The sequence below is a fragment of the Faecalibacterium hattorii genome (assembly GCF_003287455.1).
Taxonomy (GTDB): Bacteria; Bacillota; Clostridia; order Oscillospirales; family Ruminococcaceae; genus Faecalibacterium; species Faecalibacterium hattorii.
This window is the reverse complement of sequence record NZ_PRLC01000001.1, coordinates 86808-108126: the sequence shown is the minus strand read 5'-3', so window position 1 is coordinate 108126 and position 21319 is coordinate 86808. Positions and strand designations below refer to the sequence as shown.

22 protein-coding genes are annotated in these 21319 nt (G+C 57.3%); 16 read left to right on the top strand and 6 right to left on the bottom strand.

Annotated features, from left to right (window positions below):
• Nucleotides 1-14: 14 nt before the first annotated feature.
• A complete protein-coding gene (gene nrdR, locus C4N23_RS00630; RefSeq protein ID WP_055188144.1) occupies nt 15-476 on the top strand; it encodes a transcriptional regulator NrdR in 462 nt (153 codons plus the stop codon).
• Nucleotides 477-547: 71 nt separating this feature from the next.
• On the opposite strand, the gene C4N23_RS00625 is transcribed toward nrdR, so the two are convergent.
• Nucleotides 548-916, bottom strand: a complete 369-nt coding sequence (locus C4N23_RS00625; protein WP_112143334.1) for a DUF4363 family protein — start codon at nt 914-916, stop codon at nt 548-550.
• Nucleotides 913-1611: a DUF421 domain-containing protein gene (locus C4N23_RS00620; protein ID WP_055188139.1), complete on the bottom strand. Its 699-nt coding sequence runs from the start codon at nt 1609-1611 to the stop codon at nt 913-915. The genes C4N23_RS00625 and C4N23_RS00620 overlap by 4 nt, the downstream gene beginning before the upstream one ends.
• Before the next feature lie 69 nt (nt 1612-1680).
• Here C4N23_RS00620 and C4N23_RS00615 point away from each other — a divergent pair, with 69 nt between their 5' ends.
• From C4N23_RS00615 to C4N23_RS00605, 3 genes are read left to right on the top strand one after another with little or no spacing between them, the layout of a single operon-like run.
• Nucleotides 1681-3144 carry a spore germination protein gene (locus tag C4N23_RS00615; protein WP_112143332.1) on the top strand — a complete coding sequence of 488 codons (1464 nt, stop codon included), beginning with the start codon at nt 1681-1683 and terminating at the stop codon, nt 3142-3144.
• Nucleotides 3141-3968 (top strand): hypothetical protein, encoded by an 828-nt coding sequence (locus tag C4N23_RS00610; RefSeq protein ID WP_112143330.1) that lies wholly within the window; start codon nt 3141-3143, stop codon nt 3966-3968. Before C4N23_RS00615 ends, C4N23_RS00610 begins: the two co-directional genes overlap by 4 nt.
• Nucleotides 3965-4912, top strand: coding sequence for a Ger(x)C family spore germination protein (locus C4N23_RS00605; protein WP_112143328.1), 948 nt, complete (start codon nt 3965-3967; stop codon nt 4910-4912). The genes C4N23_RS00610 and C4N23_RS00605 overlap by 4 nt, the downstream gene beginning before the upstream one ends.
• 4 nt (nt 4913-4916) lie before the next feature.
• On the opposite strand, the gene C4N23_RS00600 is transcribed toward C4N23_RS00605, so the two are convergent.
• The 3 genes from C4N23_RS00600 to C4N23_RS00590 are packed head-to-tail and all read right to left on the bottom strand — an operon-like array spanning nt 4917 to nt 8751.
• On the bottom strand, nt 4917-6266 hold the full coding sequence (locus tag C4N23_RS00600) for a sensor histidine kinase (protein ID WP_112143325.1): 1350 nt from the start codon (nt 6264-6266) through the stop codon (nt 4917-4919).
• Complete coding sequence (locus C4N23_RS00595; protein WP_112143323.1) at nt 6263-6952, bottom strand: response regulator transcription factor; 690 nt, start codon at nt 6950-6952, stop codon at nt 6263-6265. The genes C4N23_RS00600 and C4N23_RS00595 overlap by 4 nt, the downstream gene beginning before the upstream one ends.
• Nucleotides 6949-8751 carry a Na/Pi cotransporter family protein gene (locus C4N23_RS00590; RefSeq protein WP_112143321.1) on the bottom strand — a complete coding sequence of 601 codons (1803 nt, stop codon included), beginning with the start codon at nt 8749-8751 and terminating at the stop codon, nt 6949-6951. Before C4N23_RS00590 ends, C4N23_RS00595 begins: the two co-directional genes overlap by 4 nt.
• A 295-nt stretch (nt 8752-9046) precedes the next feature.
• On the opposite strand from C4N23_RS00590, the gene hprK reads away from it, so the two are divergent.
• From hprK to pfkA, 6 genes are all read left to right on the top strand, one after another.
• A complete protein-coding gene (hprK, locus tag C4N23_RS00585) occupies nt 9047-9982 on the top strand; it encodes an HPr(Ser) kinase/phosphatase (RefSeq protein WP_112143319.1) in 936 nt (311 codons plus the stop codon).
• A 26-nt stretch (nt 9983-10008) separates the two neighbouring features.
• Complete coding sequence (murB, locus tag C4N23_RS00580; protein ID WP_112143317.1) at nt 10009-10947, top strand: UDP-N-acetylmuramate dehydrogenase; 939 nt, start codon at nt 10009-10011, stop codon at nt 10945-10947.
• Nucleotides 10948-10959: 12 nt separating this feature from the next.
• A complete protein-coding gene (gene rapZ, locus C4N23_RS00575; protein WP_055188122.1) occupies nt 10960-11823 on the top strand; it encodes an RNase adapter RapZ in 864 nt (287 codons plus the stop codon).
• A gap of 25 nt (nt 11824-11848) precedes the next feature.
• A complete protein-coding gene (gene whiA, locus C4N23_RS00570; protein WP_112143315.1) occupies nt 11849-12781 on the top strand; it encodes a DNA-binding protein WhiA in 933 nt (310 codons plus the stop codon).
• Nucleotides 12778-16293, top strand: coding sequence for a DNA polymerase III subunit alpha (locus tag C4N23_RS00565; RefSeq protein WP_181567048.1), 3516 nt, complete (start codon nt 12778-12780; stop codon nt 16291-16293). Before whiA ends, C4N23_RS00565 begins: the two co-directional genes overlap by 4 nt.
• 238 nt (nt 16294-16531) lie before the next feature.
• Nucleotides 16532-17506, top strand: a complete 975-nt coding sequence (pfkA, locus tag C4N23_RS00560; protein WP_055188118.1) for a 6-phosphofructokinase — start codon at nt 16532-16534, stop codon at nt 17504-17506.
• 120 nt (nt 17507-17626) lie between these two features.
• Here the strand turns inward: pfkA and C4N23_RS00555 are convergent, their stop codons facing one another.
• The gene (locus C4N23_RS00555; RefSeq protein WP_112143313.1) at nt 17627-18862 is read right to left on the bottom strand and encodes a tyrosine-type recombinase/integrase; all 1236 of its coding nucleotides are present in this window, start codon (nt 18860-18862) and stop codon (nt 17627-17629) included.
• Between the two features lie 204 nt (nt 18863-19066).
• Here C4N23_RS00555 and C4N23_RS00550 point away from each other — a divergent pair, with 204 nt between their 5' ends.
• From C4N23_RS00550 to C4N23_RS00530, 6 genes are all read left to right on the top strand, one after another.
• Nucleotides 19067-19315, top strand: a complete 249-nt coding sequence (locus C4N23_RS00550; RefSeq protein ID WP_112143311.1) for a hypothetical protein — start codon at nt 19067-19069, stop codon at nt 19313-19315.
• Nucleotides 19312-19725, top strand: a complete 414-nt coding sequence (locus C4N23_RS00545; RefSeq protein WP_112143309.1) for a hypothetical protein — start codon at nt 19312-19314, stop codon at nt 19723-19725. The genes C4N23_RS00550 and C4N23_RS00545 overlap by 4 nt, the downstream gene beginning before the upstream one ends.
• Nucleotides 19726-19984: 259 nt before the next feature.
• Nucleotides 19985-20131 carry a hypothetical protein gene (locus C4N23_RS13920; RefSeq protein WP_158577531.1) on the top strand — a complete coding sequence of 49 codons (147 nt, stop codon included), beginning with the start codon at nt 19985-19987 and terminating at the stop codon, nt 20129-20131.
• 156 nt (nt 20132-20287) lie between these two features.
• Nucleotides 20288-20521: a hypothetical protein gene (locus C4N23_RS00540; RefSeq protein WP_112143307.1), complete on the top strand. Its 234-nt coding sequence runs from the start codon at nt 20288-20290 to the stop codon at nt 20519-20521.
• Between the two features lie 95 nt (nt 20522-20616).
• Nucleotides 20617-20856: a hypothetical protein gene (locus C4N23_RS00535; RefSeq protein WP_112143305.1), complete on the top strand. Its 240-nt coding sequence runs from the start codon at nt 20617-20619 to the stop codon at nt 20854-20856.
• A gap of 54 nt (nt 20857-20910) precedes the next feature.
• Nucleotides 20911-21315: a hypothetical protein gene (locus C4N23_RS00530; RefSeq protein ID WP_112143303.1), complete on the top strand. Its 405-nt coding sequence runs from the start codon at nt 20911-20913 to the stop codon at nt 21313-21315.
• Nucleotides 21316-21319: the final 4 nt, after the last annotated feature.

The following is a 21319-nucleotide window of genomic DNA, read 5'->3' as shown; positions in this document are numbered from 1 at the left end:
AGGAGGAACAAACCATGAAATGTCCCTATTGCGGCGATGAGGAATCCAAGGTCATTGATTCCCGCCCGACCGAAGACGGCGAGCGCATCCGCCGCCGCCGGGAGTGTCTGCGCTGCCATATGCGGTTCACGACCTACGAGGTGGTGGAGACCGTCCCGCTGATCGTCATTAAAAAGGACAACTCCCGCGAGCCCTTCGATCGGCAGAAGCTCCTCAATGCCATGCTTCGCGCCTGTGCCAAGCGCCCCGTCAGCTTCGAAACGCTGGAGCGGGCCGTCAGCAGCATCGAGCAGACCCTCATGAGTTCTTATGACCGTGAGGTGACCAGCGTCCGGATCGGCGAGCTGACCATGCAGGAACTGAAGCAGATCGACGAGGTGGCCTATGTCCGCTTCGCCTCGGTTTACCAGCAGTTTGCGGATGTCGAAAGCTTTTTCAATGAACTGAAAAAGCTGATGGGCAACCGCAGCAAGTGATCATTGAATAGGCAAAAGCGCACTGCCTCCGTTTGGTTTTCCAAGCGGGTGGGCGGTGCGCTTTTTTGCGTTCAGATGATGCGCTGGGCCAGCCACGCCAGCGTTTCGACCTGAACCTGTGCGCGGCGCAGCTCACCGAAGGCTTCCTCCGGAGCATTCCACTCCAAGTGGCCGTCCGCCGCGCGGAGGGCGGCTTCCAGCTCGGTGAAGTCCTCGGTGCGGAGAAGATGGTTCATCCCTTCCCGCATCCGGTCGCACAGCTCTGCCCCTTCGGCAAGGGCTTGCCGCGCACCGGTCAGATCTTCGTCCCGGATGGCCCCCATGGCGTTGTCCAGATCCTCCGAGATCTCCTCGGCGAATTGCTGCACCCGGAAACTGCTGTAAAAGGCGATGACGAGCAGCGCCGCCACGATGGCGAGACAGGCGTAGATGCGCTTCATGGCTTCTCCTTTCCCGCCGGGCGGCGCGGCTGCTTTTTCAAAAGAAAATAGTCCTCGGTGTCGTTGCCGATGAGCAGCAGGATCTCTTCCACCAGCAGGGTGTTTGCCTCGGCGGTCCGCTCCAGCCACGCGCGGTCCTTGCCGCACCAGTGGAGGTTGTCGTCCAGTATCTGCCCGTCCAGCACAAAGGGGATGGTGGCCTGTGTTCGTTCGGCGTTCAGGCGGAGGTCCGCGAGGGTGGTCGTTTCCTTTTCGGGCCGGAGCGCCACCGAAAGGTTCCCGTTCGTCTCCACGACGGCGTAGGAGACATCCCGCGGGTCGAAGACATCCTTGCCGCGCAGGGCCTCCATCAGGTCGGCGGTGGTCAGCCGCAGAGTGCGCAGGGCGTCTTGGTCAATCTCTCCGTTCAGGATGACGGTCTTGGGCCGTCCGGACATCAGGTTGAAGAATTTCTGGCTCCGGAAGCTCAAAATCGAGCCCAGAAGCTCCAGTGCCGCGATCAGGAAGAGCGGGATCAGGCTGGCGGTCACCGGGACTTCCTCGCTTTCGATGGAGATGGACGCCAGATTGGAGATGAGGATGGTGGAGACCAGCTCCTCCGGCTGCAATTCTCCCAACTGCCGCTTGCCCATCAGCCGCATGGCGAACAGGACGCAGAGATAGATCAAAATTGTGCGAAAGATCAGTAATTTCAAAGGCGAACACCTCCTGCGGGAATAACCGCCGCCGCTGCGGGCACCCTAGGGCAAAAGGGGGATGGAACCATGCAGCTTTCCGAACATCTGGAAACGAATCTCACGGCGCTCAACGCTAGATTGGGCAGTTCCGCCGATTTTTATGCGAAGCGGATCGAGTTGTACCGCTGCCGGGGTGCAATTTTTCTCTTTGACGGGATGGCGAGCTTGGAGTCCCTGTGGGAACTTCTGCTGGACGCGGCCAGCCGCCAGACGCCGCCTCTCCTTTCCGGTCAGGCTGCGCCCGGCGGCGAGCGGGTATATCAACTCCTCTGGGAGCACTCGGCTCTTCCTGCCGAGAGTGCCCCGGTAGAGGACTGGGAGAGCCTGATGCAGCGGCTGACCGCTGGGATGGCGGTGCTGCTTTTGGACGGCTGTGCCAAGGGAATTGCTTTTTCGGTGCAGAGCCTGAAATATCGTTCGGTGGAAGAACCCTCCGGGGAAGGGAACATCCGGGGTTCGCGGGAGGGCTTCTGCGATCTGCTGCGGGTCAACCTGAGTTTGCTGCGGCGGCTCATCCGCACCGAGGCGTTGGTCATGGAGGTGCGGCAAGGGGATTGCGAGATGAAAACGGAGTATGCGGTCTGTTACTGTAAGGGGAAGGCATCGCCCGCCGCCGTCGAGCGAGTGAAAGAGACCCTTCGCCGCGCCCGGCCGCAGATGCTGTTGGATTCCAGCTATTTCGTGCCGTGGCTTTTCCCATGCCGGGTGCGGACGGCTTCGCCTGTGGGCTACACCGAGCGCCCTGCTGTGGCCGCTGCAAAGCTCTGCGAGGGGAAAATTCTGATCCTAGTCAACGGAAGCCCGTCGGCGATGATCCTGCCGACCCTCTTCTGCGAAAACTTTGAGTGCCTTGACGATTATGCCCAGCCCGCCTTTTTCGCATCCTTTCTGCGGGTGCTAAAGTACGGGGCGTTCTACCTGAGCATCTTTCTGCCGGGAGTCTTTGTCTGCCTTGCGGTCTATCTGCCGGAGCTGATGCCGCCGCAACTGCTTTTTAAGATCGAAGCGGCGGAGCGGGCGACCCCGCTGCCGCTGTTTGCCGAGATGGTGGTGGTCATCCTGCTGCTGGAAGTCATCCGGGAGGCCGGGCTGAGGATGCCGCAGACGCTGGGCCATTCGGTCAGCTTAGTGGCCGCCATCATCATCGGAGACGCCGCCATCGCCACCGGCTTGATGAGCACCCCGGTCATCCTGATCGCGGCAGTGGCGTCCATCGCAGTGTTCGTGGTGCCGTCGCTGTACGAGGCGGCTACGATCTTCCGGCTTTTGGTCCTGCTGGCGGCAGGTATCGCCGGGCCGGTGGGCTTTGTGACGGCGGCGTTGGCGGTATTGCTGGCGCTGACACGGGTCTCAGCGCTGGGAGTGCCCTACTGCGCGCCGCTTCCGTTCCCCAAGACGGGGATCTCGCAGGACGGCGTGACCCGGCGCACCTACCGCACCCTGTCAGCCCGCCCCTTTACCATTTGGCAGAAACGGAGGAAAGCGCCATGAGAAAGCTGAACTTTTCCGGTGCGGCCGTTTCCCTCAGCGTTCTGACCACCGTGATGGGGCAGTGCATCCTGTCCGGCGAAGCAGTCTCTGCGCGGACGCTGCTGTTGCAGGGGCTCCCGATGGCCTTGGCACTGGCGGTGATCTCGCGGCTGTTGGCTCTTGCAGAAGTGGAACAGGGCACCTTTTCCGGAAACACCTTCTGCTCAAAGCTCTTCTGCCTGCTGGCGACGCTCTGGTTTGGCGCGGAACTGGTGGAAACACTGGGCCAGATACAGACGCTCTGCTGGGAGCAGTTTTCGTCCATGGCGCTGGTCGGTATCCTGCCGCTTCTGCTCTGGGCCGGATGGACGCTGGAACCGGGTGTTTTCTCCCGAAGTGCCGGAATTTTGTGGTGGGCTGTGGTTCTGGCGGCGGCCATCTGCTTTTTCAGCCTGAGCGGCCAGCTCCACTGGGAGAACCTGTTTCCGGAACCGGAAATGACCGGACCAATGCAGCTGCCGATTTACGCGGAATTCTTTGCTCTTCCGCTCTTTTTTGAAACCGATGGGCAGAAATCTCAAAGGCACTGGGTTCTTCCTTTTGCGGCCTTTTTGGTGCAGGCGCTCTTTGCCTTTGGCCGAGAGGCTGTGTTTGGCCCGGCCCATGGCTTGCAGGGCCTTGAATTGCTGCGGGCGGGGAGCATTGGAGGCATTGCGCGGTTCGATGCGGCCTTTCTCCTCGTTTGGCTTGCGGCGGCGCTCTTCCGGTGCGGGATGCTCGTGTGCACCCTGCGGGTGCTGCTCTGCCGGGCATTTGGCTGCGGGGAACAGGAGGTGCCGGAATGAAACACGCATCACGAACCGCCCGCTGGATGGCCGGGTGCTTACTGGCTCTCTGGTGCGTGGCCTTTCTGCGGGCCGAGACCACGGAAAAGAGCATGGTGCGGGCGCTTTTTCTCCGGCAGGGAGGGCAAGGCTGGACGGTGAGCTTGCTGTATCAGTTCCCGGAAGCCGCCGCCGATGCCTCGGATGCAGAGGCGGAGATCCGAGCCTGTACGGCTGAAGGCGAAACGCTGGAGCGGGCTATCCAAACGGCAGAACAGGCTCTGCCCAAAACTGCAAATTACCGCCTCTGCGAATACCTTCTCTTTGACGAAGCTGCGTCGCAAACAGAACTGCTGGAAGTGCAGGAGTTTCTACAAACAAACCCGGTCAGCCGCTTATCGGCGCGGGCGTTTTTGGTGGAGCAGACAGCGCCCTTGCAGCAACAGGCAGAGCCGCTTTTGCAGTGCGCGGAAGATCACGCAGCCGGTGCGCCGCATTTGTACGAAGCCGCCGGGGAAATGATCCTCCCGGTGGTGGGGCTGGAAGAAGAGACGGCGGCTCTTTCAAAAGAAAGCCGATTGCTGACGGCGCAGGGAAGCGCGCCGCTCTCCTCGGAAGAAACCGCCATGGCGCAGCTTTTGCAGGAGAAGCTGCCCGTCTCCTTCGAGCTGGAAGAAAGCACGATCACGCTCCGGCGCTGCGTGGTGTCGGTAGAGGCAGAAGGGACCGGCTTTGCGGTGGCACTGACGGGCCAGCGGAAAGCGGGCACTCCGCCTGTTTCGGAGGTGCAGTGCCGCCAACTGGAAGCACTTTGTACCCAGACCCTTGCCCGCTGCTGGGAAAACGGGCTGGACCTTCTGCATCTGGGGGCCGTCCGGGCCCTGAAGCAGGGGAGCGGGGAGAAGTTGACAACAAAAAACGCCTACCCGGCTGTGCGGGTAAGCGTTGAAATGCTGGAATTTTAAGGGTTCAGTGTGCGGTCTCGAAGATCACGGTAATGGTCGTGCCGACGTCCACTTCGCTTTCCAGCTTGATGCGGGCGTTGTGAATGCGGGCAATGTGCTTGACGATGGCCAGTCCCAGACCGGTGCCGCCGGTCGCCTTGCTTCGGCTCTTGTCCACGCGGTAGAACCGTTCAAAAACGCTGGACTGGGCTTCTTTTGGAATGCCGATGCCGTTGTCTTTCACGGTCAGGGAACAGTGGCCGTCCCGCGCGCACGCGGTGATAAGCTGAACCTTGCCGCCGGGGTGATTGTAGCGGATGGCGTTGTCGCACAGGTTCTGGCACAACTCATCCAGCAAGCTGCGGCTGCCAAGGATCGGGGCGCTTTCGCCGATGTAGGTCAGGGAGATGAAGGACTTCTGCGCGTTGACCTTCTGGCGTTCGACGCATTCCTTGGCAACGTCCAGCAGATCGACCGTCTCCATCTGGGGCGTATCGTGGCTTTCGGAGACGTTGTCCAGATGGGACAATTGCAGAATATCGTTGACCAGTTGGATCATCCGGCTGGCTTCTACATGGATCTTCCGGCCAAACTCCGGCACATCGGCGGGCTTCGCGATGCCGGTCTCGATCAGTTCTGCGTAGCCGGAAATGCTCGTCAGCGGCGTTTTCAGCTCGTGGCTGACATTGGCGGTGAACTCCTGCCGCATCTTCTCGTTGTTTTCACGCAGCAGCCGGTCGGAATGGATGCTCTCCGCAAAGGGGATCAGCTCCTTGTAAGGAACATTTTCCTGAATGTGTTCGAGGTCGTCCGTCATCTTCAAAATCGGCTGCACAAGGCTGCGGGTCAGCAGCCCGGCCATGATGGCGGCGGCTCCCATCATCAGCATACAGCTCAGGATGATGGCGGGCAGGGCCGCATCGTAGATGGACCAGATGGTCTCGGAGTCCTGCGCCACCCGGAGGATGTTGCCGTCCGGCAGGAGCATGGCGTAGTAATAGGTCTCGTAGCCCAGCGTCTGCGAGTCGCGGCGGTCGCGGCCCACGCCCTTTTGCATAGCGGCTTGGATCTCCGGGCGGGAAAGGTGGTTTTCCATCTGCTGACTCGTTGCGGACTCAAACAGCACCGTGCCGTCCGATGCAATCAGCGTGATGCGCAGATTGGAGTTGACGTAGGAGGAAAGCTGGCTCGGTGTGTCGATCTGCTCACAGCCGGCAGCAACCAGATCCGCTTCATTTTCCAGCGCGGCCCATGCCTGTTCCCGGAACGCCTTATGGAACACGAAGATGCAGAGCGCGGCGGTGCAGACGAGCCCGACAAAGCCCATCAGGAAAAGCCGGTAGCTGATTTTTTCTTCCATGCTCCGTGGTTTCATTCTTCGCTCTCCTCCTCGCTGTCGGCCAGCTTATAGCCGACCTTGCGCACGGTGCAGATGTACTTCCCGGCATCGCCCAGCTTTTTGCGCAGGGTGCGGATGTGCATATCCACGGTGCGGCTCTCCACCGAAATGTCGGTGCCCCACACCACCTGCAAAATGGTCTCGCGGGTCACGACGAGGTTCGTGTTTTCCAGCAGCAGCCGAAGCAGACTGTACTCTTTGTAGGTCAGGTCCACATGGGCCCCGTTCACAGTCACGCTGTGGCGGGCGTTGTCCAGCAAGATCTCATGGAAGGCGTAAACGTTGGTCTTTTCCTCCGGAGCCGAGCGGCGCAGCGCAGCCCGCACCCGGCTCAGAAACTCCATGATGCCGAAGGGCTTGGTGATGTAATCATCGGCGCCGCAGTCCAGCCCGCGCACGGTGTCCAGCTCGCTGGACTTTGCGGTGACCATGATGATGGGCAGCCGACGCAGGGAAGGGGTGTTGCGCAGCTTTTTCAGGATGGAAAAGCCATCCTCACCGGGGAGCATCACGTCAAGGATCACCAGCTCCGGTTCGGCGGCGTGCATAGCCTGCCAGAAGCCTTCGGAAGATTCAAAGCTCTGCACCTCGTATCCGCTGGACTGGAGCGCGTACTGCTCCAGCTCCCGGATTGCTGCATCATCCTCTACGATATAGATCATTTGTTGGGTTCCTCCTTTTCACTGGCCACAGCGGGCTCGCCGTCCGGGAAGAGATAGCGCTCGCGGTAGCGGTCCAGACGGCGGCGGAACTGCTCGCTCTCCTTGGTGTCGTTGCCATAACGGAGATCGTTCAGGTAAGCGTGGGTGTCGAAGCTGTCCTGCGCCACCTCGATCTGGGCCACGGCGACGTTGCTGCAATGATCGCAGACGCGCTCGTAGTTAGTGAGCAGATCTTCAAGCACGAAGCCGTATTCGATGGAGCAGCTGCCCGCCTGCAGACGGGCCACATGCCGCGCCTTGATGGCACGCACCAGCTCATCCACAACGGTCTCCATGGGTTCGACTTTCCCGGCAAGGTGCAGGTCGTCTTTACGGAAGGCGTCGGTGGTGCGGCTCAGCACATCCTGCACCGCACCTTCCAGCACCTGCAGTTCCTCGCGGGCGTCCTTGGAAAATTCAATATTCTTGGAGTGGATCTCCTCGGCCGAGCTCAGCAGATTCACGGAGTGATCGCTGATGCGCTCGAAATCGCTGATGGTGTGGAGCAGGGTGTTCACGCTCTGGCTGTCGGCGTGGCTCAGCTCCCGGCTGGACAGCTTGACGAGGTAGGTGCCGAGGGCATCCTCGTACTGGTCCACCTTCTGCTCCTCATCCCGGACCTTCTGGGCGAGGCTGTCATCCCACGTATGAGTCAGGCTCATGGCCTGAACGACGCCGACGCGGGCCAGCTCGGCCATTTCGGCGGTGGCGGCGCGGGCGCGCTCCACGGCAACGGCGGGGGTCTTGAGCAGACGCTCATCCAGCAGAGCAAAGCTCTCCTTCTCGGCATCGTCGGGGATGGTCAGAATCGCCAGCTTTTCCAGCCCGTTTGCGAAGGGCAGCAGCACAGCGGTGGCCGTCAGGTTGAAGATGGAGTGGACCACGGCGATGCCCCACGGGGTCACCGTTTCGTTGATGAAGGAGAAGTCCAGCACCAGATTCAGGCCGTAGAACACGGCGAGGAAGAGGGTCACGCCGATGATGTTGAAGTACAAGTGCACCATGGCAGCGCGGCGGGCGTTCTTGTTGGCACCCACCGAGGAGATCAGCGCGGTGACGCAGGTGCCGATGTTCTGGCCCATGATGATGGGGATGGCGCTGCCGTAGGTGATAACGCCCGTAGAACTGAGGGCCTGCAGGATGCCGACGCTGGCACTGGAACTCTGGATGATGCCGGTGACGATGGCACCCACCAGAACGCCCAGCAGGGGGTTGGAGAAACGGACGAAGAGGTTGGTGAACCATGTCTCGTTCTGCAGCGGAGCCACTGCGCTGGACATGGTGGTCATGCCGGTCATCAGAACGGCAAAGCCGATCAGGATCGTGCCGATGCCTTTCCGCTTTTCGTTCTTGCCCATGTAGAGCAGGATGCCAATGAAGGCGAGGATCGGGCTGAAGGAGGTGGGCTTGAGCATCGTGATCCAGAAGCTGTCACCCTGCAAGCCGGAAAGGCTCAGGATCCAACTGGTGACGGTGGTGCCCACGTTGCTGCCCATGATGATGCCGATGGCCTGATGCAGCTCCATGATGCCACTGTTGACAAAGCCGACCACCATAACGGTGGTGGCGCTGGAGGACTGGATCACGGCGGTGACGCCGAGGCCAAGGAAAAAGCCCTTGAGGGGGTTATCGGTCAGCTTGCTCAGGATTTTCTGGAGCTGGCCGCCCGCCTGTTTTTCCAGTGCCTTGCCCATGATGTCCATGCCGAACAAGAACAGAGCAAGACCGCCCAGAAGCGAAAAGAGGTTGAAGACTGTCATATGTGCTTTCCTCACTTTTAGTTGACGTGAAATTCTCCTATTTGTGAGTATAAGCACGGAATGTAAAATCGGAAATCGGGGAAATGTAAAACTCATGTAAAATGACGGACTTTTTCCGCCTACGGGGTGGTACTTCCTATTATAAAGAAAATCCGGGAGGATGCAAGGGCGGAACCATAGGACTTTTCTCAAAAGAAACATTGTAATCCGAAACCATTTCGCTTATAATAAAATAAGGAGTGTCTGCGGGCAGATGTGTGACCCGCAGAGAGGAAACTACGCAGGAGGAAGAACGATGGCGAATTTTACCGTTTCGCTCAAGAAGCTGACCGAAAAAGTCAGCATGGATGTGGTCTATGCGCCGCAGGACCTCGAAAACATCAGCGTTGAGATCGCGGAAGTCAACCGTCCGGGTCTGTTTCTGGCAGGCTACTACGATTATTTTGATAAGCTTCGGCTGCAGATCATGGGTCTGGCCGAGATGAATTTTCTGTCCGGCCTTTCTCCGGAAAAGCGCTATGAAGCGCTGGACCAGCTGTTCCGCCAGCAGCCGCCGGCCGTGATCGTCGGCCGCAGCGAGGAGCTGAAACCCTTCCCGGAGATGCAGGAACTGGCCAAGAAGCACGGCGTGGCCCTGCTGCGCTCCAATGAGACGACCTGCACCCTGATGGGCAGCCTGATCAGCGTGCTGAACTTGGAGCTGGCCCCCCGCATCACCCGCCACGGCGTGCTGGTGGAAGTGTACGGCGAAGGCATCCTCATCCTCGGCGACAGCGGCATCGGCAAGAGCGAGCTGGCCATTGAGCTGGTCAAGCGCGGCCACCGCCTTGTGGCCGACGACGCTGTGGAGTTGCGCAAAGTCTCCAACCGGCAGATTATGGGCACGGCTCCGGAGAACATCCGCCACTTCATCGAACTGCGCGGCATCGGCATCGTCAACGTGGCCCGCGTGTTCGGTGTGGGCGCGGTCAAGGTGAGCGAAAGCCTCGATCTGGTCGTTCAGTTGGAGGCTTGGGACCCAACCAAGAATTACCAGCGTACCGGCCTTGAGAGCGAATACTACGAAATTCTGGGCGTCAACATCCCCAGCACCAGCATCCCTGTTTCGCCGGGACGCAACCTTGCCGTTGTGCTGGAGACGGCCGCCATCAACAACCGCCAGAAGAAGATGGGCTATAACGCCGCGAAGGAGCTGCTCATCCGGCTGGGCTTGGAAGGCACCATGGAATAACACCCGAAAAGAGGAACAACGAGTTTATGGAACAACTGAAACAACAGCTGCGGGCTGAGGGCATCGCGTATCGGGAAAATGAGCCGCTGGCCGCCCACTGTACCTTTAAGATCGGCGGCCCGGCGGATGTATTCGCCCAGCCGGAGACCGAAGAGCAGCTTTGCCGTACCATCGCCTTGTGCAGGGAATGCGGCGTGAAGTATTATCTGCTGGGCAACGGCAGCAACATCCTGTTTGAGGATACCGGATACCGCGGTGTTGTCATTGACACCACCGCTCTGAAAATGGGAATCGGCATTTTGGAAAACGTCTGTCATCCGGGTGCCGCGCCGGGCGAGGTCTACGATGCCGTGGCAGCCGGTGCGGGGCTGAAGCTTTCGGCTCTGTGCGCTGGGGCGCTGGAAAACGGCCTGACCGGGCTGGAATTTGCCTACGGCATCCCCGGCACCGTCGGCGGAGCCGTCTACATGAACGCCGGTGCCTACGGCGGCGAGATGAAGGACGTGCTGGATAAGGTGACCTATCTGACCCAAGAGGGTCAGATCGTGACGGAGGAGGCCGCGAAGCTGGACCTTGCCTACCGGCACAGCATCTTTGAGGAAAACGGCGGCTGCATCCTGAGTGCACAGTTCCACCTGAAACGGGGCGACCCGGAAGCCATCCGTGCCCGGATGAACGAGCTGATGGCCAAGCGGGTGGAAAAGCAGCCTCTGGACAAACCCAGCGCGGGCAGCACCTTCAAGCGCCCGGCGGGTGCGTTCGCGGCGGCCCTTATCGACCAGTGCGGTCTGCGGGGCTACCGCCACGGCGGCGCTGCCGTCAGCGAGAAGCACTGCGGCTTTGTGGTAAACATGGGCGGCGCGACCTGCGCCGACGTTCTGGCGCTGTGCGATGAGGTGCGGGCCATTGTAAAGGAAAAGACCGGGTACGAACTGGAAAAAGAAATTCGTGTCGTAAAAGCATAAGAGGAAACAAGTATGGAGCTTCTGATCGTGAGCGGACTTTCCGGCGCGGGAAAGTCTGTGGCAATGAACGCGCTGGAGGATATCGGCTTTTTCTGCATCGATAACGTCCCTGCGGAGCTTTTGCCGAGCATCACCGCCTTTTCCATGGCTGGAGACAATCAGCTCAAGCGGGTCGCCCTGTCGATGGACGTCCGCGGCTGCCGCTCCAGCGAGGAGATCGAAAAGGCGCTGGGTCTGCTGGACAAGCAGGGCATCTCCTACGAGATCCTCTTCTTGGACGCACCGGACGATGTGCTGATGCGCCGCTACAGCGAGACCCGCCGCCGCCACCCGATCAGCATTGCCGAGGGCATCTCCACGCGGGAAGCCTTCCAGAAAGAGCACCAGATCCTCCGCCCTTTCAAGGAGCGCGCAAATTATATCATTGATACGGCCCTTCTCTCCACGGCGCAGAACAAGGAGCGCATCTGCGAACTCTTTGTACAGAACGGCGGGGCAAAGAATGCCATGCGGCTCACCATCATGTCCTTCGGGTTCAAGTTCGGCGTCCCGGCGGATTCCGACCTTGTGCTGGATGTGCGTTGTCTGCCCAATCCCTTCTATGTGCCGGAGCTGAAATTCAAGACCGGCCTCGATCAGGAGGTCGTGGATTTTGTGATGGGCCACCCGGAGGCGCAGGAGCTGCTGCGCCGGTACGAGGCATTTTTGGAATATGCTCTGCCGCTCTATGTGAAAGAGGGCAAAAGCCAGTTGACCATTGCGGTGGGCTGTACCGGCGGCAAGCACCGCTCCATCACCTTTGCGCGGAAGATCGCGGAATACTGTGAGAAGCTTGGCTATCAGCCCGGCGTCCAGCACCGTGACGCTTCCCGCTGACCGGCAGAAAAAGAAGGAAAGAAACATGAGTTTTGCATCCCAAGCGCGGGAAGAGATCGCGCAGCGCAGTTTGCAGTTGCAAAAGGACTGCTGTGTCCGCGCGGCGGCTTACGGCATCGCCTGTTTTGCCAAGTATTTCGACGCCAAGGGCCTTGTGCTCCAGACCGAGCAGGAACTGACCGCCCGCGTGGCCGAGCAATTGTTTGCCCGCTGCGGCGTGCAGGGAACCATCACCGAAAAAAGCCGCCCCAGCGGCGTGGTGTACGAATTTGGCATCCGGGAGCCGGAACAGGTGGTGCGGCTGCATGAGCTGTTCGGCACCACCGGCAGCGAGACAAGCTTACAGATCGACCCCAAGCTGATCCGCTGCCAGACCTGCGTCAGCGCCTACATCGGCGCGGCCTTCCTCTGCAGCGGCACCGTGACCGACCCACAGAAAGAATACAATCTCGAATTTCTGACGAGCCGCACCAACCTTGCCAAGGATTTCGAAGCCCTTTTGGCCGAGCATGAATTTGCGCCCCACCGCACCCGCCGCAACGGTGTGAACCTCGTTTACGTCAAGAGCTGCGCCAACGTGGAGCGCATTCTGGCGTTTATGGGTGCGGCACAGGCGGCGCAGCAGATCGGGGCGCAGAAAGCCATGAAGCAGGTGCGCAACCAGATCAATCGCCACACCAATTGCGATACCGCCAATCTGGGCAAAACGGCGCGTGCCAACGCACAAACTTTAAAAGCGATCCGCTTTTTGCAGGAACAAAAGGCGCTGGAAACTCTGCCGGAGGTCTTGCAGGAAGCGGCTGCCAAACGGATGGAGAACCCGGATCTCTCGCTGGCGGCGCTCTGCGCTTGCTTTGACCCGCCGGTGAGCAAATCCGGCCTTTCCCACCGGATGAAGAAACTGGAAGCCCTCGCGCAGTCGATGCGGGAGCGTATGGAACAGGAGGGACAGCATTGACCGAGATCAGCGAAAACAATCACCTTGGGCGGGAGTTTGTTCACCTCCATATCCATACGGAATACAGCTTGCTGGACGGCGCATGCCGCATCGATCAACTGATGGATCGGGTGAAGGAGTGCGGCCAGACCGCCATTGCCTGCACCGACCACGGCGTGATGTACGGCTGCGTGCAGTTTTATAAGGCGGCCAAAAAGGCGGGCATCAAGCCCATCATCGGGTGCGAAGTCTACGTTGCCACCCGCACCCGTTTCGATAAGGTCAACAAGATCGACGGCAACAATCACCTGATCCTGCTGTGCAAAAACGAAACGGGCTACAAAAACCTGATCAAAATGGTCTCGGCGGCCTTTACCGAAGGCTTTTACTCCAAGCCCCGTGTGGACAAACAGTTGCTGGAGCAGTACCATGAGGGCCTGATCTGCCTGTCGGCGTGCCTTGCAGGCGAGATCCCCCAAGCCATCCTCGCAGGTGACTATGAGCGCGCCAAGACGACGGCGCTGTGGTACCGTGACCTGTTCGGCGAGGGCAATTACTACATTGAACTGCAGGACCACGGCCTTGAAGAGGACACCATCGTTCTGCCCCAGCTCATCAAGCTGGCGCGGGAAACAGGCATCCCCATGGCGGCTACGAACGACGCTCACTATCTGCGCAGGGACGATGCCAAGATGCAGAGCATCCTGCTTTGCATCCAGACCGGCAAGACCATGCAGGACGCCGACAAAATGGAGTTCCAGACCGACGAATTCTACGTCAAGACGACGGATGAGATGTATGATCTGTTCGCCATGGTGCCGGAGGCTTGCTCCAACACCCAGATCATCGCAGATCAGTGCAATTTTGATTTCGAGTTCGGCCACACCAAGATCCCCTACTACAAAGCCCCGAATGGGATGGACAATCAGGAGTTCTTTGAAAAGCTCTGCTGGGATGGCTTGGAGCGCCGGTACGGCCCCCATGTCCCGCAAGCCAACAAGGATCGCCTGACGTACGAGATCGGTGTGGTCAAAACCATGGGCTACACCAACTACTACCTCATCGTCTGGGATTATATCAACTACGCCAAGAGTCAGGGCATTCCGGTGGGCCCCGGCCGTGGTTCCGGCGCGGGCAGCATTGCGGCCTACAGCGTCGGCATCACCGACATCGACCCTATCCGCTACAACCTGATCTTCGAGCGCTTCTTGAACCCGGAACGTGTCAGTATGCCCGATTTCGACGTGGACTTCTGCTACGAGCGCCGGCAGGAGGTCATCGACTACGTCAACCGCAAATACGGTGCCGACCATGTGGCACAGATCGTCACCTTTGGCACCATGGCCGCCCGCAACGCCATCCGCGACGTGGGCCGCGTGATGGGAATGCCGTATCAGGACGTGGATGTGGTGGCAAAACAGGTCCCGATGGAGCTGAAAATGACGCTGAAACGCGCGTTGGAGGTCTCGCCGGAGCTGAAGCGGATGTATGACACCGACCCGAAGGTGACGGAGCTGATCGACACCGCCCTGAAAGTGGAGGGAATGCCGCGCCATGCCTCCACCCACGCGGCTGGCGTTGTCATTACGCCGGAGCCGACGGATTACTATCTGCCGCTGGCCACCAACGACGGTCTCCCCGTGACCCAGTTCAATATGACCGAGATCGAGGAGCTGGGTCTGCTGAAGATGGACTTCCTCGGTCTGCGCACCCTGACCGTCATCCGGGACGCCGAAGTGGCTGTCCAGAAAAAGGACCCGGACTTTTCCGTTGCAAAGCTCGATTACGATGACCCGGACACCTACAAGATGCTGGGGCAGGGTGAGACGGAGGGCGTGTTCCAGCTCGAATCTTCGGGCATGAAGCAGGTTCTGGCCGGTCTGCAGCCGCAGAACCTTGAAGATGTCATCGCTCTGATCAGCCTGTACCGCCCCGGCCCCATGGACTCGATCCCGACCTACCTGCGCAACCGCCATGAACCGGACAAGATCAGCTACAAGACACCGCAGCTGGCGCACATTCTGGACGTCACCAACGGCTGCATCGTCTATCAGGAGCAGGTCATGCAGATCTTCCGGGAACTGGCGGGCTTCTCGTTCGGACAGGCAGACAATGTCCGCCGCGCCATGAGCAAAAAGAAGCACGCCGTGATGGAGGCGGAACGGGAGCATTTTGTCCACGGCTGCACCGAGCCGGGCCACGAATGCCCCGGCTGTGTTGCCAACGGCATCTCCGAGAAAGTGGCCAATGAGATCTACGATGAGATGTCGAGTTTTGCGTCTTATGCCTTCAATAAGAGCCATGCGGCGTGCTATGCCTATGTGGCATTCCAGACTGCGTACCTCAAGTGCCATTACCCCAGCGAGTTTATGGCGGCGCTGCTGACCAGCGTGCTGGATAATACCGATAAAGTCATCGAGTATTCTGGCGAGTGCGCCCGCCTTGGCATCAAGGTCCTTCCACCGGATATCAATGTTTCCAATGGCGGTTTTACCGCCGATGCGAACGGGCAGATCCGTTTCGGCCTGAACGCGGTGAAGAGTGTCGGCCGCAACCTCGTGGAGCGGGTCGTGGCCGAGCGCGAGGATCGCCCCTACACCAGCCTGTACGATTTCTGCAAGCGGCTGTACGGCAACGAAATGAACCGCCGGGCCGTGGAAAGCCTCGTCAAGGCCGGTGCGTTCGACAGCATGGGGGAGAACCGCCACAGCCTCGTGGAGGCCGTGGATGGCGTGATCAAGAGCGTGGAAAGTGACGCCAAGCGGAATCTGGAAGGCCAGATCGACCTGTTCTCGCTGACGAGCGGAGGTGCAGAGCCTGCCGCCGAGAAGGCGTATGAGATCAAGCATCTGCCGGAATATACCCACACCGAACTGCTCCAGCAGGAAAAGGAGGTCAGCGGTCTGTACCTTTCCGGGCACCCGCTGGACGCTTACCGTGAGCAGTCGGCGAAGTTTGCCACTCATTCCATCAAGGCTCTGACCGGCGAGGAGGCACATGGGCTGGACAATGCCCATGTCCGCATCGTCTGCACCGTCGTCAAGAGCCGGATGATGACCACCAAGTCCAACAACATGATGGCCTTTACCAGCGTCGAGGATCTGACCGGCACGATGGAGGTCATCGTCTTCCCCAAAGTGCTGGACGCATTCCGGGATGTGCTGAAGGAAAACGCCGTCGTCGTCATCGAGGGGCGGCTGTCCGTCCGCGAGGATGAGGCCGCAAAACTGATGGCTGAGACGATCTCGCCCATTGAAAGCTACAACCCGAAGAACCCACAGGCGAACCGCCCCGATCCTATGCGGGACGCGGCCCGGCGGCTGTATATCCGGCTGCCTTCCCGCAGCTGCCCGCAATACGCGAAGGTAATCAATCTGCTGGAGATTTTTGACGGTGATATGCCGGTCATCTTCTATCTGGAGGACACCAAACAGAAGCTGGCAGCCCCGCGCAGGTTGTACACGTCGGGCCATCCGCTCTTCTTTGAGGAGCTGCGGCGCGTGGTCGGCGAAAAGAACATTGCAACAAAATAACATGTCAAGAAACGAATCTTACAAAGAGTGAAAACTTAAAATCGGTCGCAGAAACGTTTAAAAGCAGACTTCAATAAAAGTTTAACAGAGTCTCAAAAAGGTATTGGATTCACGGGAAATCTGTGCTATAATATTTGAAGGCAAGTCATGCAAGATGAGCAAAGCAAAGGAACGGCGTTTGATAGAAGGGAACGCTGCTCCAAGGTGAATGAAGAAACAATTGGAGGGAATCTCTCTTATGGAAAAGCAAATCAAAACGATCGGTGTGTTGACCAGCGGCGGCGACGCCCCCGGCATGAATGCCGCAGTTCGTGCGGTGGTGCGTACAGGTCTGCACAAGGGCTATCGGATGATCGGCATTCAGCGCGGCTACAATGGTTTGCTGAACGGCGAATGCTTTGAAATGAATCTGCGCAGTGTCTCCAACATCATTCAGGCCGGCGGCACGATCCTTTACACGGCCCGCTGCTTGGAGTTCAAGACCAAGGAAGGTCAGGATAAGGGCGCGGCCAAGTGCCGCGAACTGGGCATTGATGCGCTGGTCGTCATCGGCGGCGACGGTTCCTACCGTGGTGCCCGCGAGCTGGCACACCGCGGCATCCCGATGATCGGTCTGCCCGGCACCATCGACAACGATATTGCCTGCACCGATTACACCATCGGTTACGATACGGCTATGAACACCGCACTGGAAATGATCGATAAGCTCCGCGATACCACCCAGAGCCACGACCGCTGCAGTGTCGTCGAGGTCATGGGCCGCAACGCGGGTTACATCGCTCTGAACGTCGCCATTGCTTCGGGCGCTATGGCGGTCCTGCTGCCGGAGAAGGAATTCGACATGCAGCACGACATCCTCGATAAGATCACCGAGACCCAGCGCACCGGTAAGCGTCACTTTATCGTGATCGTTGCCGAGGGCATCGGCCACTCGCAGGAGATCGCCAACGAGATTCAGGCCCGCACCGGCATCGACACCCGTGCCACCATTCTGGGCCACGTCCAGCGCGGCGGCTCTCCCACCCTGCGTGACCGCGTGAATGCCTCCGCAATGGGCTATCACGCCGTCTGCCTGTTGGAGCAGGGGAAGTATAACCGCATCGTCGGCATGAAGGGGGAGCATCTGGTGGACTACCCCGTGGATGAGGCACTGGAGATGACCAAGAGCCTCGACCCCGTGCTGGTGGACGTTGCCAATACTATTTCTATCTAAGGAACAGCAGGAAATGAACGTGGATACGGAAAAATCGTGATATACGGATTGGATAAAGTGTAGGGAGGATTGGGTCACTCGTATACATTCCCTTCATGCAGATGGAGAAGGAGTATATGATCAGGGGATCTTTTCTATCTCACTTTTGAGCCATTTCAGGCTACGCTCTGTATAAACACGCTCCGTCAGGTCTTTGATGTAGTGGCCGACGATGCGCTTGATAGCAAAGTCATCAATGCCAGCGGCCTTCGCCATTGTAACAAAAGTCTTGCGGCCGTCATGTCCCTTATGTGCAGGATTGAGAGACAAAAGAGGAATAACTTCTTCGACGAGCTGCTCTTGAAAGGCGGAGTAGCGCATTTGCATCAGCTCGCCTTTTGGCCGAGTCGGGCCATTGCTTTTCATTCGAATCGAAAAAAATAAATAGGGTGAGTTTGCAGCGAGTGCTTTTTCGTAGCGGGCTTTCACCAAATGGAAAATGCGGGGATGAATCGGGACTGTCCGGTTGATCCCCGCTTTTGTTTTTAATCCGCCCATCATGCAGCCGCGCTCCAGATCGATATCCTTCATGAGCAGCTCACACATTTCACCCGGACGCCAGCCTGAATAACATTGGATTAGGATCATATCGATGATCGGGTGCTTATCAACGTTAGCCCAGAGAAGATCGAGTTCTTCTGAAGTATAGGCCATATGACAAGTGGGACTCCGGACATAGCCGCTTTCTACATTAAACAACCGGGCATAATTTTTATCGACGATCTCGATGGAAACTGCATAGTCAAACAACAGGTTATAGAGCGTCTTCATAGAGTTAATGGAGTTATTCTTGGGCGTCCGGACCTCTCCGCCGATGGTGATAGTTCCGTGCTCAATGCAGTTGAGCATATCGGGAATATGGACATCACGGACAAGCATATTGTGAATGGATTCGGAGTAACTCCAAGCGGTTCGATAGCGAGCAAGAGTCGAGCTGTCCACTTTTCCTTTTCGGGTCGTGATCCACACATCGTACAAGTCTTGCATGGTCATGTTGTTCGACAAGTCGAACGGGTGAGCATGATATTTGACGAGCGCTTGGTAGGCCTCATTATAGGTTTCAAAATAGGCAACTGGCCGGAGCGGCTTGGTGATTGGTTTACCTTCGTTAGTTCTTCCAACAGTGAGTGTTACGCGGAATGGCTTGCGTAGGTTGTGCCCTCGAATCTCACAGATTTGCCCAAATCCATTGGGAAGACGCATGTGTTTCTTCTTGGGCGGGGGAGACTGTTTTGATCGAAGCGGATAACCGCAGTGGGGGCAGGACACAGCCTTATCACTGACTTGCATTTCGCACTCTGGACAGAGTATGAGCATAAAAACCTCCTAGTATTTTAGAAAATAGACTGCTTTTCAGGGTGAAAAGCGATTCTAGGGTATACGATAGCCTTTCAATTGTCAATCCCTCAAGCGGAAAAAGGAAAAAAGCATCACGCGGACGACCGGGTTATCAGGTAATATCCTTTTGAACCTAAGATGCAGAAAAATGCACTTAGAATAAGTAAAAAGGAGTAAGATAAAATGGACAATCCTAGATTAGAATTTGGCTCAGTTCCGGTACGAGTGGCAGCAAAGGTGTACGGACGTGACCCTTCATGGGTAAGAGCCGGGATCATTTCCGGATGGCTGCCGATCGGACAGGCGACGCGGAACGGCGTGCCGGTTACCGGCATGAAGCAGATGAACTCGAAGTACGGGCGGATCAACTATTATATTTCGCCGAAGCTCCTTTATGAACAGACCGGTTTTGAATGGAGGGGCGAAAAATGAAAGGGGAACGGGCCAAACTTTCGAGAAGGAACCCCTACTACATCCCGGCAGAGCGCTACTATGAGCTGAAGCACTTCTGCCGCCAGTATTACGATTGGAAGAAAGCGCTCAATCTGATCGACGCATGGCATGTGCCACCCAATGATATTTCCGGTGTGCTCAAAGGGAATCCTCCCTCAAACCCGACGGAGCGGCAAGCACTGGCGCGGGTGTACTATTCCGGCCACATTGATATTTTGGAGAGCTGTCTGCCAGAAATCGACCCGGCGATCTCTCCGTACTTATTAAAAGGCGTGACCGAAGGCGTCGGCTACGATGCACTGCGAGCTAACGGCTGTCCTTGCTGCCGGGAACTTTACTACGAATATTATCGCCATTTCTTCTGGCTGCTCAGCAAAGAACGCGGATGACGCGAAAAATACAGCCGCCTTTATGAGAAAGGTGGTATGAAAAATGTTTAATTTGATTCTCTGGATTTTGATCGTTGTGATCTTGGTCAGGATTGCAAAACTGATCGGAGCAAAGACAAATGAGGTGAAGCAAAGAACAAAGAAAAAACACTGAATCAAAATGGAGCTTGTGGAAACGCAGGCTCTTATTTTTTACGCAGACGCGAAAATTTCGGCTCCTATTATGGAAGAAATAAACCAATTATAGGAGGAAACTACTATGCTGAAGAATATTGTGAATGGTTTTGAGGAAATGATGAATTCGATCCTGAAGGCATTTAACGAGTCGATGAGCGACCCGTATGCTGGCTGGAACGAAGGAGAGGAACTCCTCATGCTGAATGATGTTCGGTGTGGTATCCGCTGATGGATTCTACCGGAAAACGGGTGTATGGAAACATACGCTCTTTTCTTTTTGCATAGAATTTTCTAACCTAGCATAGAATGCTTCGAAACAACGCGAAAAAATCTCCGCGCTTTATGGAAGAGATGTCTTCCGGAATTTGAAAGGAGATTGATATTTATGTACTATCGAGTAAAGACGAACTTTGACCGGGGCTATGTGAACGCAATGGATAAGGTGCGGGTGTTTATTGAAAGCAACCAGAAAGTGATGTATGTGAATACAGACGAATACAAGGATGCAAAAAATGCACGCGCGGCTTATGTAAATGCAATTACATTGATCCGGGCAGGAGGAATTGTGAGAGCAACTCGAAGCAAGAATGATTTATTCCTGATTCGAAACGACATCTAAGGCGTAAGAGCTTACGAGAAATCGTAGGCTCTTTTATTTTTTCATCACGCAAACGACCGAAATCCACTTTATAGTAGTACAAAGGAGAATTCAAAATGAACGCAGAACTTGGATTGATTTTTGGCATCCTGATCTTTGGCATGGCCCTCCTCGTCGGTGTGGCGATCGGGTTCCAGCTCAGCGAAGACCAACGCACGGCAGGAAACCTTGTGATCGCGCCGGGAGACGAGGACGCACCGAACTACATGTTCCTTGACCTTGACATGAACCCTGAAAGCCTTACAAAAGACGAGAAGGTCGTGCTTCGGGTCAAGAAAATTACGGCGCGAAAATAACGTGCTGTTTCATGGAGGAAACTCCGAAATTACTTTGTAAAGGAGAAATTCAAAATGGAAAACTACGAAAACAAAGAATTGCTGAAGGAAGCGGCGAAGCAATCGCTGGCAAAACTGAAGGATCTGGAACCGGGTACGGACGAGTACGCGAACACGGCGAAGGCAGCGTTGCAGCTGTACGACATGCAGATCAAGGCAGAGGCGCAGGAGAGCGACCAGAATCTGAAAGAAGATGAAGAACGGCGTAAGGGCCAAGAGGTCATCAACGATCAGGAAAAGGCTGCGAAGGCGCGTCGCCTTGAATGGGCAAAGTTCGGACTGAGCTGCGTGACGTTTCTGGGAACGGGCGCTATGACGATTTACTGGTCGATCCTTGAGGCTGGCGGTGTGACGCAGCTTTCCAGAGCAATTAGCGATGGACTCCATGAAATGAAACGAGGCTTTACGGACAGAAAGTAAAGGA